14 protein-coding genes are annotated in these 15,379 nt (G+C 63.9%); all 14 read right to left on the minus strand.

Going from position 1 to position 15,379, the window contains the following annotated elements; all coding sequences use genetic code 11:
• Positions 1–145 precede the first annotated feature (145 nt).
• The 14 genes from GEV06_15540 to GEV06_15605 all read right to left on the minus strand — a co-directional run bounded on the left by GEV06_15540 (position 146) and on the right by GEV06_15605 (position 15,371).
• Positions 146–748 carry a superoxide dismutase gene (locus tag GEV06_15540; GenBank protein ID MPZ19307.1) on the minus strand — a complete coding sequence of 201 codons (603 nt, stop codon included), beginning with the start codon at positions 746–748 and terminating at the stop codon, positions 146–148.
• Between the two features lie 182 nt (positions 749–930).
• Positions 931–2,466, minus strand: coding sequence for a hypothetical protein (locus tag GEV06_15545; GenBank protein MPZ19308.1), 1,536 nt, complete (start codon positions 2,464–2,466; stop codon positions 931–933).
• 16 nt (positions 2,467–2,482) lie between these two features.
• The gene (locus tag GEV06_15550; protein MPZ19309.1) at positions 2,483–3,781 is read right to left on the minus strand and encodes an efflux RND transporter periplasmic adaptor subunit; all 1,299 of its coding nucleotides are present in this window, start codon (positions 3,779–3,781) and stop codon (positions 2,483–2,485) included.
• A 25-nt stretch (positions 3,782–3,806) separates the two neighbouring features.
• Entirely contained in the window at positions 3,807–4,583 is a 777-nt protein-coding gene (locus GEV06_15555; GenBank protein MPZ19310.1) for an ATP-binding cassette domain-containing protein, read from the minus strand.
• Positions 4,583–5,899: an FtsX-like permease family protein gene (locus GEV06_15560; GenBank protein ID MPZ19311.1), complete on the minus strand. Its 1,317-nt coding sequence runs from the start codon at positions 5,897–5,899 to the stop codon at positions 4,583–4,585. Before GEV06_15560 ends, GEV06_15555 begins: the two co-directional genes overlap by 1 nt.
• Positions 5,751–6,989, minus strand: coding sequence for a hypothetical protein (locus GEV06_15565; protein MPZ19312.1), 1,239 nt, complete (start codon positions 6,987–6,989; stop codon positions 5,751–5,753). The genes GEV06_15560 and GEV06_15565 overlap by 149 nt, the downstream gene beginning before the upstream one ends.
• Positions 6,986–7,678, minus strand: a complete 693-nt coding sequence (locus GEV06_15570; protein MPZ19313.1) for a methyltransferase domain-containing protein — start codon at positions 7,676–7,678, stop codon at positions 6,986–6,988. Before GEV06_15570 ends, GEV06_15565 begins: the two co-directional genes overlap by 4 nt.
• Before the next feature lie 29 nt (positions 7,679–7,707).
• Entirely contained in the window at positions 7,708–9,012 is a 1,305-nt protein-coding gene (locus tag GEV06_15575) for a sulfatase-like hydrolase/transferase (protein MPZ19314.1), read from the minus strand.
• Positions 9,013–9,080: 68 nt separating this feature from the next.
• Positions 9,081–9,503, minus strand: a complete 423-nt coding sequence (locus GEV06_15580; protein MPZ19315.1) for a hypothetical protein — start codon at positions 9,501–9,503, stop codon at positions 9,081–9,083.
• Positions 9,504–9,539: 36 nt separating this feature from the next.
• Entirely contained in the window at positions 9,540–10,427 is an 888-nt protein-coding gene (locus tag GEV06_15585) for an SDR family NAD(P)-dependent oxidoreductase (protein ID MPZ19316.1), read from the minus strand.
• Positions 10,348–11,721, minus strand: coding sequence for a glycosyltransferase (locus tag GEV06_15590; protein MPZ19317.1), 1,374 nt, complete (start codon positions 11,719–11,721; stop codon positions 10,348–10,350). The genes GEV06_15585 and GEV06_15590 overlap by 80 nt, the downstream gene beginning before the upstream one ends.
• An 11-nt stretch (positions 11,722–11,732) precedes the next feature.
• A complete protein-coding gene (locus GEV06_15595; protein MPZ19318.1) occupies positions 11,733–12,782 on the minus strand; it encodes a methyltransferase domain-containing protein in 1,050 nt (349 codons plus the stop codon).
• Between the two features lie 52 nt (positions 12,783–12,834).
• A complete protein-coding gene (locus tag GEV06_15600) occupies positions 12,835–14,442 on the minus strand; it encodes a phosphodiesterase (protein MPZ19319.1) in 1,608 nt (535 codons plus the stop codon).
• Positions 14,443–14,483: 41 nt separating this feature from the next.
• The gene (locus GEV06_15605; protein MPZ19320.1) at positions 14,484–15,371 is read right to left on the minus strand and encodes an SDR family NAD(P)-dependent oxidoreductase; all 888 of its coding nucleotides are present in this window, start codon (positions 15,369–15,371) and stop codon (positions 14,484–14,486) included.
• Positions 15,372–15,379: the final 8 nt, after the last annotated feature.

Here is a 15,379-nt window from a genome sequence, read left to right on the forward strand (position 1 = left end):
CGTTCGGCGAACGCGCCCTACCATCGTGGTAGGAAGGCCTCGCCACACACGTAGGAGATTCGGGCGAGGGGCCAACTTGTCCGCCGAAGCGCGGAGCGCGGAGGCGGAGGCGGAAGGCCCCTCGCTACGTGCCAGATGCGGAGTATCAGCCCTTCAACTGCTTGTTCACTGCGTCCCAGTTGATGGCGTTCCACCAGGCGCCGATGTACTCCGGGCGGCGGTTCTGATACTTCAAGTAGTAGGCATGCTCCCACACGTCCAGGCCAAGGATTGGCTTCTTGCCCTCCATGATTGGGCTGTCCTGGTTTGCCGTGCTGTAGATATCGAGCTTGCCTTTGTCGTCGACCAGCCAGGCCCAGCCGCTGCCGAATCGTCCGATCGCGGCCTTGGTGAAGGTTTCCTTGAACGTGTCGAAGCTTCCGAACGTGCTCGTAATCGCCTCCGCGACGGCACCAGTCGGCGCGCCGCCCTTGTTCGATCCCATGAGCTGCCAGAACAGCGTGTGGTTGGCGTGACCGCCGCCGTTGTTCCGCACCGCTGTGCGGATGTCCTCCGGCACGCTGGACAAAGCAGCGAGCAGCTCGTCCAGGCTCTTCGTCTGTAGCTCGGGATGCTTCTCGAGGGCCGCGTTCAAGTTCTTGACATAGGTTCCGTGGTGCTTGTCGTGATGGATCTGCATCGTCTGCGCATCGATGTGGGGCTCGAGCGCATCGAAACCATAAGGCAAAGGTGGCAGCTCATGCGCCATAACGTCACGTCCTCCTGTAGCGGCGCGGCCGTATACTCACGGCCGCGGCGAGTTGCGAACCCACCCATCTTATCAGCAGCAGCAAGAAGGTGACTTTGCGGCGCGCCCGACCTAAAGGTCGGGCCTACATGTCGCCGATGAGAAGCTGAAATAGCGGACGCCTCGGCGAGGCGTCCCTACCTTCACGCTGTGGTAGGGCGCGTTCGCCGAACGCGCCGTGCTAGTTCCTGTTTCACGGCCGCCACGCGTTGTCTCGTGAGGCCGTACGGGAGGATCATCAGCGAGGCTGCAATGAGGAGCGATGCGGGAAGCTGGCTGAAGAGCAGCGCCAATCGATTGATGGTCGCCGGTGATTGAGCGACTTGCCCAGGTACGAGTGCCGCGAAGGCATCGACCAGTACGCCGGTCGCGAGAATGGCCACGCCGGCAGCGGCCTGTTGCGTGAACGAATAGATGCCAAAGAACGTGCCTTCTCGGCGCCGGCCGGTCGTGAGCTCGTCCTGCTCGGTCACGTCGGCAATCATCGACGGCACAATGACCCAGAGCGCGCTGGCAAAATAGCCGGCGAGCGCGTTGCCCAGGGAAAGGGCGACAACGTTGCCGGTCCCGAGCAGTCGGCCCTCGCCAACCAACCAGTAAGCGGCAGCCATGATGATGCCCGTCACCAGCATCGCAACGCAGTAGACGCGATGCTTGTCCACACGCTTGCTCATCCGCGTCCAGGAGGGCACACCTAGAAGCGCACCGATGTAAAAGGCGACGAAGAACATGCTGAACGATCCGGAGCTCGGAACGGCCGCATAGTAGGTGAGATAGTGAACCGCGAGCGATGCGTTGATCACGGTGGCCAGAAAGAACAGGCCCGCCGAGGTCACGAGGATCCGAAAGGCGCGATCGTTCATCGACGTGATGAACGCCGCGAAGAAACGGAACGGCTCTCTGTCCCCGCGACGATCGTCCGTCTGGCTCTGAGACCGTTTCGACCAGGTGCCAGCGGTGGTGACCAGGGCCGCGGCGGTCATGAAGAGCCCGAACGCGACGCCCATCGCCACGTATCCGGAGGGGTCGAATTGCGAGCCACGGTCAGACTGACCTGGCTGGCCGCCGGGAAAGAAGAGACCAAACGAGGCGCCAGCGGCCAACAACGTCCCAAACAGCGCGCATCCGGCGCGGAATGCAGAGATTGTCGTGCGCTCGTGATAGTCCTGACTCAGCTCCGCCCCGAGCGCGTAATACGGCACCATGAAGAGTGAGTTGCTCGTCCGCAGGCACAAACTGGTAACGAGGAGCCAGCCGAACAGCGTTGCTCCCGAGAGGGTCGCAGGCGGACTGAAGATAGCAAAGAAGCTCGTCCCCATGCCCAGCCCGCCAACCAACATGAGCCCGTGCCGGCGCCCAAGCCGCCATCTCGCACGGTCCGAGGCGAATCCAATCAACGGATCGATGGCCGAGTCCCAAACCAGGCCCAAGGCGGTCGCCACACCAACCAGCGTGCCCGGGAGGCCGAGCACGCTGGTGTAGTAGAAAAGCAGAAAGAGCCCGAACGCGAACGTCTTCACCGACTCGCAGGAGGCACCCACGCCATAAGCGAGCTTCAACCGCAGCGGGAGCACATCCGACACCAGTCGAGCATTGTCGTCGTGTGCCACCTCGCGAGCCGGCGTCGCGGTCAGCACTTGCGGCGCGCTGTGCTGGATGGAGTGAGTCGCGTCGGCCATGTTGTCGCGAGAGGCTCTATTGCGGGACGACTACGGCGTCGCCCTCTTTCAATCCTTGCGTGACCTCGACGTAATCCTCGTCTGACTGACCGAGCGTCACGCGCCGCCGATCGGTCTCTTGACCAGTCCTTACCGTGACCACCGAGTGTCCTTCATTGGATTCAACCGAGTCGGTGGGCACCACCAGCACATCTGCGCGGTCGGCCACGATGATCTCGACGTCCACCGTCAGGCCGAGCGGCCAATCCAGGTCATCGGGCAGCTGGATCGTTGTTTCGATGATCCTGACATCCACCAGCTCGGCAGGATCCTCCGATGAAATCGTCTTGCGACCAACCGCGCCCGCGACGTCCACCACGGTGCCCTTCACCGGTGCATCGGCATACGCGTCAGAGCGAATCATCGCCGCCTGGCCGCGACGGACTCGCCCAACCTCTGTTTCGTCGACCTCGGCCACGACTAGCAGACGGCTTCGGTCGGCCAGCGTGAGAATGGGCTCAGGCCGCTGCAAGACGATCACTTCTCCCGGCTCCATGTAGCGCCGAAGGATCCGGCCGGCGACCGGCGCCCTGACGATGGTCCTCGTCAGGAAGGTTTCAATCTGACGGATCTCCGCGTGGGCGCGCTCGACTTCGGCCAGTGCCACCTGCTTCACCTCCTTGCGAGAGCCGGCTTCGAGCAGCTTCAGCTCTTCGGCCAGGGTGCGCTGCCTCGCCAGCGCGACGTCATGGCGGCCTTCCGCCTCGTCCATCTGCGCGTGTGAGATCAAGCCGTCCTGCACCAACTGTTTGGCCCGGTCATACGCGGCTTGGGCCTCTGTCGTGACGGCGCGTGCTTCTGCAAGCCTGGCCCGAGCCGCTTCGATCTCCTGAACTCGTGCACCCGCAATGACCTCGGCGAGTCGCGCCCGCGACGCGTCGAGGCGCACCCGCGCTTCCGCGAGCCTCGCCCGGAGCTCCTCATCCTCCATCCTGACGAGCGCCTGCCCTGCCCGAACTTCATCCCCTTCCTCGACCAGAATCGCCTCGATGCGACCCAGCATATTGGACGTAATCGCGATATCCGCCTGGGGCTCGACCTTTCCACGCGCGGCCACGAGCCGCTCGATCGATCCCCGCCGAACGATGAACGATCCCTCGGTGCTCGTCGCACCGCGCAGGTGATAGAGCATGCCGCCGGCGAAGACGACGGCTGCGCCCGCCGCAACCGCGACGATCCGCCATCGGCGTCGACGCGGGAGGAGCTCGTCGTCTACCGACACAACGTCGGGACTGCTCTCGTTCAGCTCGGTGTGGACGCTAGCCGGTTCATGCATGGTGTTCACGTCCTCACGAGGAGGCTCAATGCTCCCTCGCTACGGGTAGAGCCACGATGGTAGGGCGCGTTCCCCGACTCGGCGAGCCGTCCCTACCTACGAGAGCGTCATGGCTGGACGCAATCTCGTCTGTCGTCACGCGACCGTCTTCGAGGTTGATCACCTCGTCGGCGAACTCGACGATTCGCGTGTCGTGGGACACGACAATCACCGTGCGGTTCTCCTGGACCGCCGCTCGCTTGAGCAACTCGGCAACGCCACGCCCGCTCGCCGAGTCGAGCTCACCCGTCGGCTCGTCGGCCAGCAGAATCGGCGGGTTGCCAATCAGCGCTCGGGCGATGGCCACGCGCTGCCGCTCGCCGCCGCTCATATCCTTGGGTGAAAAGTTCCAGCGCTCGCCCACCCCCAACGCTTCCAGCAGTCGTCGGGCCCGCCCTTCGGCGTCGCGGCGGTCGCGCCGCAGGCGCAACGTAATGGCGACGTTCTCTGCAGCGGTCAGTGACGACAGCAAGTTGAAATGCTGGAAGATGAATCCGATGCGTCCCCGCCGGATGTGCGGCAGCCGCCGCTCGTCCCACACCACCGGCTCTCCCAGCAGACGCAGCTCCCCCCGCGTCGGGCGCAGGATGCATCCGAGCATGGAGAGCAGGCTGCTCTTGCCGCTGCCCGATGGCCCCATCAGCAGCACGAAGCTCCCGGAGGCAACGCGCAGATCGACACCGCGTACCGCATGGACCGTTACCGGGCCCTCGCGATAGATCTTGTGAAGCCCTCTCGCGTCGACACTGACGTCGCGTGCCATCACCCTCGAAAGACGGTTGCCGGATCAATCTGGAACGCACGGCGAATCGGCAGCACCGAGGCCGTGACACACATCACCAACGTGACACCCAACATGAACAGCTTGAGGCTCGTACTGTTCACGAGAATAAGGCCCAACTGCTCGTACCATCGCTGCGCCAGCACCGCCAGGATCAGCCCGGCTCCATAACCGATGGATGCATTCACGATCGCCTGATAGACGATCACCAACAGCAGATCTCCGTTTGTCGCTCCCAGTGCCTTCAGCGTGCCGAACTCGCGCAGATGCTCCAGCGTCGACGCGTAGATGGTTTGGCCGACGATAATCATGCCGACGAAGAAGCCGAGGAGGGCGGTGACACCGAATCCCAAGCCAACGCCGGTTTGCACGATCCAGTACTTGCGCGTGTTCCACGCGAATGCTTCCTTCGTGTACACGTCGACGCCGGAGATCGTCCGCAGGCGAGCCAAGACCTCCTGCTGGGACGCACCGGCGGCCAGCTTTGCGACAATGAAGGTGACTTCGTCGTTGCCACGAGCCCGATATACGACCGCCAGCCGTTTGGCCGTCTCGTAGCGGGTGAACACGATCGGGTAAGTGGTGAAGGTCCTGACTCCTTCCGAGATCCCCACCACTTCCATACGGGTGTCGAACACCTCGATGCGGTCGCCAACCGCCAGGCCCCCGAGCTTCGCCAGGGCGGACTCGTCGACAATGATGGCGCGCTCGGCACGCAGGTCGCGTACCCTACCTTCGCGGAGCTTCCAGGGCCAGCCGATGCGGCCATCAGGGTCCGACCCCACGACCATGACCGTCTCCGTGGCGCCGTTCCCGAGCTTCATCGACGACCACCCCTTGATGACCGGCTCGGCCCACTCGATCCCTTTCACCTGACGCACTTTCCACAGCTTGCGCTCGGGAAACGGCCGCGCCGCGTCGAAGTTCACGTTGTTCTCGAGCGTGATCCACACGTCCGCGTTGGAGTGATCCACCAGCACGGCGAACGCCTCCACGAATCCGAGATATGCACCCAAATTGAAGAACAACAACACGACGGCGAAGGTGACGCCCATGAGCGTCAGCACGAACCGGGTCGGTTCCTTGACGAGGTTCTTCCAGGCGAGAAAGAACATGCCACTCCTCAACGCCGAGTGCAGTTCGAGCCTCCTAGCGCCTCTCCCCTGCCATCGGCGGATCGAATTCGACGAGGACGATTCGTAGGCGCATATCGCCCGCCTTCGCGCCTCGCGCGTCGGCGCGCAAGCCGCCCTTCTTCGAACTTCCCACCCCTTGCGTCGCGGCCAGATAGCGGCCATCCGGGCTGAACCGGCAAGCAGCCACGATGGCACCCTGACCGAGGTGCTCGGGTGCGCTTGGATCGTTGAAGAACGTCAAGCGCTCCTTGTTGGATCCATCGGCGTTCATCAGGTAGTAGTCGCGCTCACGCTCCTGCAACGCCCAGTTGGCGCTTTCGAAGTCCTGCTTGTACCGGGAATGCTGGTTGGTCATGTAGACGATCTTGCCGTCTGGCGCGACAGCCGACCCCTCTTCCCAGAAGCGTGGCGTTTCGGTCAGGTTCTCCAGCTTCTCGGTGCCGAGGTCGTAGCGATATTGGTCCATGCCGTATTCGTGTTGTCCGTCCGGGTTGCCAGCAATGAGCAACGTGTCTTCATCGATGAAATCCATCGCTGTCACATAGTTGCCCTTGCGAGGCGTGAGCAGCACGCGCTCGTTCTCGAGCTCCGGCACCTCGTCACTCGTCACGAAGTCGGCCGTCATCACACGCCACTCGCCCCAATTGTGGTGGCCTCCAGCCTTGAATCGCTCCGTCCAGATGAACGTCGAGCCGTCGCGAGAGAAGAGCGGGTTCACGACGGCCGTCGCGGGCGTCGGGTCGCGGAGACTCTTCTTGATCGGCGCCTCGGTGAGCTGCCAGAACTGGCTGCCTTCCGGATCGGTTGCCCAGAAATTGGAGAAGAGACCGATGCCCGGATTGCTCAGCGCCTTCATACGCATGCCGAAGTGCTCCGGCTCTTCCGACGCGAAGACAACGAACTTCCCCGACGGATGAAAGATGGCGTTGCCGTTGGCGCGCTGCGCGATGCCCTCGCGTCCCTCCGTCAAGCTGGCGACGAGCTTTCCGGAAAGATCAGAGATGTAGACGTCCCAGAACCCGTCCTCATTCTGTCGGTCGAAGACGAACTGCTTGCCATCCGGCGAGAACCGTGGCCGCGCCCCAGGATCCTGCACGACGCGAATCGCGTGAATGCGCGCAACGCGTGCTACCTGCTCGTCCTTTGCACGACGCTGTACGGATGCATCACCATCGCGCACCAATTGCGCAGACGCACCTGCCAGCGCGCAGAGCAACGTGCAGACGGAGAGACGCGACAGAGAGCTGCTCATGCCAGCACTGAGCCCGGGACGTCCGGCAGCCGGTCTGGCCGGAAGATGGCGGTCCACGTCTGGTGGTTGGGATGCTCGATGTTCAGTCGCCGCACGACGAGACCGGCATCCGCGACGAAACGGGTCAGATCCTCCCAGCGATACGCCACAGGATCCGGATACTGCCAGACCGTGTCCGCATAGCTCGAGCGTCCCTCGAAGAACGTCGCGACGAAGATCCCCTCCGCGGTGAGCACACGGTCCGCCTCCGTCAAGCACCGGCGGATCTGCGACTCCGCCGCATGAGAGAAGACCGAGTGGGCCAGCACGAAGTCGAAGCGCTGGCCGAAGCGCGTCAGCGTGAAGTTGGTGTCGTTGCTGAAGACCGGTCGCTTGAGACGAATCAAGTCCTGCCCCAACTCGTGCTTGATGCCCTCGTCTATCAGCCATTGCTCCGGCTCGATACCGAAGTAGCGGTCAGGCAGGAGATACGGAATGAACAGGCGCCCTGCTCTGAGCGATCCACACCCGAGGTCCAACAGCAAGTGGTGCTCGCGCAGCCCGAGTCGCGCCAGCACCGTGAATTGCAGGGCGGCGACGACATCGTATTTATCCGGCGGACCCACGAACACCCGGTAGTCGGCCAGCGATGTGCCACCTCCTGCTCCGGCCGGTGGGTCCACCGCCATCCAGCTCGCTCTGTTCGTCACAGTGTCATTCCTCTCTGCAAGGGCGGGGCTCACGAGAAGTTGAGCGACGTGCCGTGCGCACGGAGGGGATCATCGGTCCGCCCTTGCTTCGCCAGCCGCTCGGCAATCCAGCCCTCCAGCGCCGATTCCATCTCTGCCGCCAGACTCTCCGCCTCCGCAACGATGTTGCGATGCTCGCCCGGATCCGTGCTCAAGTCGTACAGCTCGCGCTCTGGGCTCCCGTACAGATCCGGCGCTCGCGCCAGAATGAGCTTGTGCTGCGGTGTCCGTAGGCTCCATTTCGCCTGCCACGTGCACTCGCAACTCACCGCCTGCGCCCGGCCACCATCGCGGGCCTGACCCAGGAGGAGCGGCAGCATGCTCTGGCCATCCATCTCCGGAGGCACTGGCGCATTGGCCGCTTCCAGCAGCGTCGGCGCGATATCGTGGTGCTGAATCATCGGCGAGATCGTCGAGCCCGCCGGGATGCGATTGGGCCACCGTGCCATGAAGGGCACACGCAACGTCGGCTCGTACAAACCGTGGTGATCGAAGAAAATGCCATGCTCCACCAGGCTCTCACCGTGGTCGCCGAAGAGGACCACCAAGGTGTTCTCCGCGAGTCCGAAGTCATCGAGCGCCGCCAGCAGCTCGCTCACCCCATCGTCCACATGGCGAATCTCACGGTCGTAGAGCGCCGCGATGTAGTCGGGATCGGTAATCAGGCCGTCCCGCGTGCGCATCCAGGTGTCGCGCGCCACCGCACCCAACGGATGCTGCCACCAGACGTCCAGCGCGTGATTGTTCGGATCGGTTGGATTGCCATCGTAGAAGAGGTGTTGGTATCGTTCTGGAGGCTTGAACGGCCAATGCGGGTCCCAGTAGTGCACCATCATGAAGAACCGCTCATCGGTGTGGCTCTTCAACCAAGGAATGGCGCGCGCGTTCAATTCCTCGCAGGCCACATCGATGAACAACGTGTGTCGCATGCTTGGATCGATGTAGAACTCGAAGCCCCGCCGAAACCAGATGCGGCCCGTCGCCAGATTGTCGAGAGCACACGTCGTGTACCCCGAATCCAGGAGAATCTGCGGCAACGACGGCGCGTCCTTCCCCAGCACGTTGCGCGGACCGTGCGCGACAATACCGTGGGTGATTGGGTGCTGTCCCGTATAGAGCGTCGTGAACGACGGGTGAGTCGGCAGGCCTGCGCAAATGAACTGTTCGGCGCAAGCCCCTTGTCGCGCGAGGGCATCCATCGCAGGGCTCGTGGGCCGGCTGTAGCCGTAGCAGCCCAAGTGGTCGGCACGCAAGCTGTCGATGGCAATCACGAGAACGTTCGGACTGTCCTTCATACGTCACATCCTTTGCAGAGCACCCATCGCACGCATGACCAGCGCCCAAGACGTCATGCGTATTGGGCCTACCAACCTTCGAACGGATCACAGAACCGCGGGGAGAAGCGAGCCTCCTTGATCTTTCCGCCGTCGAGGCGCAGCACCCCTCTGCCAGCGAGGCTGTCGATCCGGAAGAACTGGAGCCGCTTCGACGCGACCACCAGATCTACTGTCACCGCATCTCGATCCGCAGTGATGGAATCGATCCGGAGAATCTGCAGCTCGGCCGCGAAGCGCTCTCGATGCCATTCTTCGATGGCAGCCTTTCCGCTGTAGACACCGGCGACGAAGTGCAACGTGGCCTCGTCTTGATACGCTTCCACACAGCCCGCCAGGTCATGGGCGGCAAACGCATCGAAGTAGCTCTGCACGAACGCCGCCGACTCGCCCTGATCCGCGCTCACGTTCTGTTCAATCGTTGGATCCATGTGTCCTCCTTGTGGCGTCATGTGATCGCACGACGTCAATTGCTTACGGCGGCGCGGCTAAAGCCGCGCCCTACCGTTCGGATCTCCTTGCAGCACACGGCGCATGAGCTGTCCGAAGTAGAAGCGCTCGAACAGCTCTCCCGGCAGGTGCCGGCGAAGGCCGATCACGGCCGCGGCTCGTCGCCCGACGACGTATCGGAGCCGCGGCCGGCGCGCCGTGAGCGCACGATGGACAGCCTCCGCCACGTCTCGAGGTCGAATTGGAGACGAACGAACGAAGTCGTCCGCAAGCTCCTCCGCACGATGGAACCAGGTGAAATACGGGCTCCGTGAATCGTCGGTCCCGCGGCCCACGACGCGATGTACGTTCCAGGCGGTCGTGTTGACAATGCCGGGCTCCACCAAGACGACCTGAATCCCAAACGGTGCCAACTCCAACGCGAGCGATTCACCAAACCCTTCCTGCGCAAATTTGGTCGCACAGTACGCGCCGACGCCGAACGAGCCGATACGTCCCGCCACGGAGGTCATCATCACGATCCGGCCTCGCCGCGCAGCACGCATCGCCGGCAGCACGGCCCGCGTCACGGCCATCGTGCCGAAGACGTTCGTGTCGAACAGCGTGCGCACTTCATCGTCTGCCAAGTCCTCGAAGCATCCGCGGAGCCGCGTGCCCGCGTTGTTGACCAGTCCGCAGATGCCACCGGTCTCCTGCGTCACCGTGTGCACCGCGGCTTCGATGCTCGCTGGGCACGTGATATCGAGCTCCAGGATGCGCACCGAGACGCCGCGCTCGCGCGCGCACTTCTCGAGCATCGACCGCTCCGCGAGATCGAGCATCGACGCGTAGACACGCATGTCGCGCTCAGCCAGATACAACGCGGTCTCCAGCCCCAATCCGCTCGACGCCCCGGTAATCAGCACACTCTTCAATGCTCGCTCCAGACGGGTCGGTGGGCACGTGCACGAGATCCTCGATCAACGTCGCCACCTGATTCGCGCCGCCGCGCTCGCCGAGAGCTCGCGCGAGGCGCTGTGCCGCATCGCGAAAGCGCCGGTCGGTCAGCAACTGCTCTACCGCCGATCTGAGACGCTTTGGCGTGCACCGGCGCGGCGACAGCGCCAGACCGGCGCCGCTCTCGACGACGCGACGCGCGCTTTCCGGCTTGTCCCATTCGGTCGGCACAATCAACAACGGGATCCCGAATCGCAGCGCGGTCAGAACGGTTCCCGCGCCGCCGGTTGTCACCACCAGGTCGGTCGCTGGAAACAGATCCGTGTGCGGGACCCACGGCTCGACGCGGATGTTGGCCGCCAACGGACCGAGGTCCAGGCTCTCGGGATGCCGGTGCGTGCCGGTCGTCATCACGACGTGAAACGGCGCATTCGCCAACGCCTGGGCCGCAGCGTGCAAGACAATGGGCCGCCGTGCATGGACCGTGCCCTCGCAGACGTGCACGACCGGCCGATCTCGCGGCAGCTCGGCCACCCAGGTCGGCGGCGGCGCGTCGTGCGGCTTGTTCCAGATACATGGACCGACGTACTTCACAGACGAGGGCAGATCCCCTCGCTGGTAATCGAGCTCCGGCACGCTCGTCACGACGTAGAGCGCCATGCGGCCAGCCTGCATCGTCGGCGAGACCATGAGCGGGGGCAGGCCGTACTGGCGCCGCACGTCGTTCACCTTGTCTCTGAAGTCGCGCGTCGCCATTTCCAACACCATCCGGGCTGCGCGCGCAAGTCCGCGCGTGCGCCAATTCCGTGGCGGCGGCAGCCCAAATCCTGGCGGGGGCGCGTCCGGTCCAGGCAGAAAGCAACCCATCTGGTATTGCAGGATCACAATGGGCAGCCGCTCGAGGTCGTGCACGACGACATACGGCCCCCACATAGTCGAATCGCACAGCAAGGCGTCGGGCCGCCATGCGCGGACGGCCTCGATCTGATCCGCCACCTGCCCGGGCAGGGTGCCGACCAGCCAATCGCGCATCCGCTGGCGTTGTCCTATCCATCGTTCCCGCCAACCGAGATCATGCGCATCGAAGAACACGCGGTCGAGGGCCGCTTCATCGACGCGCGCGAAGCAGAACACCGGAAATCCCTCGCCCTCTATCAACCGCCGCACCCGGCTCCCGGTATAGAAAGCCACGTCGTGGCCGCGATCGCGCAGTGCGTGCGCCACGGCGAGACTCGGATTCGCGTGCCCCGGAATCGGCCAGGTCGTCAGCAGGAATCTGGCCATGGCGTCGACAGCTACTGCAACGTAAACATCACCGATCGTGCAAAGGACAGGTTTCGCTGTTCGATGTGCGCGAAGCCAGCCAGCTCGAACATCGGCAGCCAAGCTTCCTTGGCCACCGGTTTCTGCTGAGACAGGTCATGCTGCAGGTAATACGCAACCGCCATACCTGGGCGCTTCCGCATGTCCTCCGGCGTCGGCCGGTCGAGCTCGAACACCAGTAGCGGCACACCGGGAAACAGGCGCCTAAAGCTCGTCAAGAAGCCGATGACCACATCGGCTCCTGCCGCAAGGAGCTCATGCAACACGAAGAATGTCGTCGCCACGTCGGCGTCTCTGGCCACGTCTGGCGCCGCGTCCAGCTTCGTCATGTCTCCTGTCATCAGACCGACCCTCTGCCCCAGGTTGTACGAGTCGAGCTTGGTGTGCCCTTCCGCGATCGCTTCGGCAGCGAGGTCGATGCCGCAGCCTTTGATCTGCGGATGGCGCGCGCACAGATACCTGAGGAATGTCCCTTCGCCGCACCCGAGGTCCAACGCCTTCCGGTGGCCGTGCCGGACGATGTAGTCGACGGCGAGCGGAAAGTAGAGCCAGGCTTCCGCGGCGCCGCTGCCGCGCGCGACGAAGTCCGGGCGTCGCCAGATGTCTCGGCCATAGGCGGCCTTCTTTCTCAGCAGTGGCTCGAGCGAGTGCACCACACCCTCGTAGCCGTACACGGCGTCGAACCATCCCCGTCCCACTTCCGCGAGTAGACGGCCATCAGCAGTCAGCCAATAGCCATCCGTCTCCTTCTCGAACAAGCCCAGCGCGAACATCGCGTCGCAGAGCGACCGCAGAAGGTGTGGATCGAGCTCCTTGGTCTCCGCGAACCGTCGAACGTCGATGCTGCCCTGTTCCTGCATCGCATCCAGAAGCCCTACGTTGAAAAGGGTCTGAAGCGCCCGAGTCCCGTAGAACCCATTGAGCAATCCCCCCCATGCCAGGCGCTGTGCCCGTCGGAGCCTGAGCATCCGCCTCAGCCCCACGAGACGCATCGTCTTGACGAGCTCCAGCAGATCGGTCATCAGCGCGCGACTGTCTCCACGAGGGGCCTAGTGGGTGTATCAGGACACTTTGTCATTCCACATAACCCAGTGCTCTGAGACGCTTCATGATCTCCATCTCCGCCTCGGGCCCGAGCTCCGGCCCCGCGGTCACGCTCGCAGGCTGCATGTCTTCGGATTGGGCCGCGTAGCTGACCGGATGCTCCAACAAGACTCCTTCCCTCAGTGTCTCGAATGGCAGCTCTTCGTCCAGCTCGCTCGGAATCGGGAGCCCGAGCCCGTAGAGCACGAGCGGTGCGATGTTCAAAATCGACAGTTGGGGCACACACGCACCCTGACGAAACCGCGGACCGCGCGCAGCAAAGACACCGTTGGGCCGATGCGTGCCGGTCGGCTGCGGGCGCGGCCGAACGACATCCTCGGAGCCGAGAATCGACACCAGCCCGCCATCGGTCAGCTCTAGCGTCAGATCGGGCGCGAGCCCGAGATATGGACCGTCGAAGACGTCCTCTCGCTTCCACACCCGGGCGACCACCTGCTCGCCGCTCGAGGGATCTTCGAGGGCGAGTAGCCCCTCGATTAGTCGTTCGCGGAACGCTTCGTAGTCGTCCTCCGGTACGCCGCCGGGATGATCGCGATCTGCCCGAACGATATGGATGCCGTTACCGCTCGGCATCGGCGCGTAGGCCTTCGTACGCAGCCAGTCCAGCTCGTAGACGTGCTTCGCGAGGCGCCCCATTCCAAGCAGCTGCGTACCGTCGACACGCGGTGCGCGATCGTCGGCCCAGGCGAGACAGCCGCGCTGCTGAAGCCATGCGTTGACGAAGAACGTCCGTATCTGCGACCCAAACCCGTGATCCGACACGACAACGATGTTGGCCTCCTCGCCGGCGAGGAACAGGAGCTCGGCGATGATGGCGTCGACCTCGCGGAAGTAGTCGAGGCAGCGATCTCTGATGTTGCGGTCCCATTCAGACGTGGCGCCAGTTGCCAATGTTGGATCGATGAACCGCCAACACAGATGTTGTAGCTTGTCGACGCCGTCGAACAACACGGCCACGAGCTCCGTCGCATCGTTACGCATCAGGTGCGCCGCCACCTCGGCCCAACGGCGCTCGCGACGAATGTGCAGATCGATCCAGTCGCGGTACTCCTCCTGCCGACATCCCTCGAGGGCCTTCTCCTCGTGCGTCATGTCCATGGCGAGCTCGCGCGGGTTGAACCCTGGCAGCGCCGCGAGGCGGTCGTAGAGACCGGCCGGGTGGCAACCGAGCCGCAACTGGCGCCAGGGCATCCAACCGCCGGCCACCACGTACCCGTCGATCCGCGGCACCGGAAACGTCATCGGGAAGTTGAGCACAGTGGATCGCAGTCCCGCCCGGTCGGCGAGGGTCCAGAGCGTGTCGCAGCCAATATCCGCAGACGTTTGAAATCGGATGTGTTGACTCGTGGGCGAGTCCCGGCGAAAGAAGTCGAAGATCCCATGTCGCCCTGGAGCGCGACCGGTCATCAGCGAGGTCCACGCAGGAGGCGTCAGCGCTGGAACAACCGATTTGAGCTCGGCGCGAACGCCGCTCGCCACGAAGTCCCTGAGACGCGGCATCACGCCACTCTGCATGAGCGGATCCAGGACGGAGAAGGTCGCCCCGTCCAGCCCAATGATGAGAACCTGCGTTCGCATCGATACTCCTTTCGCGCGGCCTGAAGGCCGCGCGCTACGTACTACACGCGCCCGACGGTCACAGGTCTCTCCGCCATGCGGCGCTCAACCATGCGACCGTACAGCGTCTCGAACAGCTCGCCCGGCAGATGGCGCCGCAGCGTCAGCAGGGCGCGCGCCCGGGTTCCGACGATGTAGCGAAGGCGCGGTCGCTTGGCAGTGAGCACTTGACAGACCGTCCGCGCAACGTCGGCCGGCGTGATTCTCGACCGATCGACGAGCGCATCCACTTCGCGCTCTGCACGACGAAACAATTGGTGATAAGGGCTACGCTCGTCGCGAGCCCGCGGCACCACGCCCCGATTTCGGCCAAACAAGTCCGTCGCGATCAGGCCCGGCTCGATGAGGACGACGCGAATGCCGAACGGCGCCACCTCCATGGCCAGCGATTCGCTCCAACCTTCGAGCGCGAATTTGCTGGCGACGTAGGGCGTGACCGCCAGCGATCCGAGCCGGCCACACACAGAGCTCATCATCACCAGCCGGCCACGACCGGCCGCGCGCATCAGCGGCAACACGCGCCGAGTGACGTTCATTGCTCCGAAGAGATTCACGTCGAATACCTGACGAATCTCATCATCGGTCAGATCCTCGAAGTAACCGGCTGCCGTGACACCGGCGTTGTTGACCAGGGCGTCAACGCCGCCCGCTTCAGCAACCACGCGGTGCACCGCTGAATCGATCGCGTCGGGATCCGTGACGTCCAGGGCAATGCTCTGCACGCGGACGCCCCGTGCTCGCGCCGCACCCGAGACCAGCGCCGCGGCGTTGATGTCCCTGATGCCGGCCCACACACGAAAACCCCGCGCCGCCAGCTGGAGCGCCGTCTCGAGGCCCAGACCGCGGGAGGCGCCGGTCACCAGCACGCTGGGAGATGGCTCGATACCCATCGTGAATC

This window comes from Luteitalea sp., from assembly GCA_009377605.1.
In the GTDB taxonomy this organism is placed as follows: domain Bacteria; phylum Acidobacteriota; class Vicinamibacteria; order Vicinamibacterales; family Vicinamibacteraceae; genus WHTT01.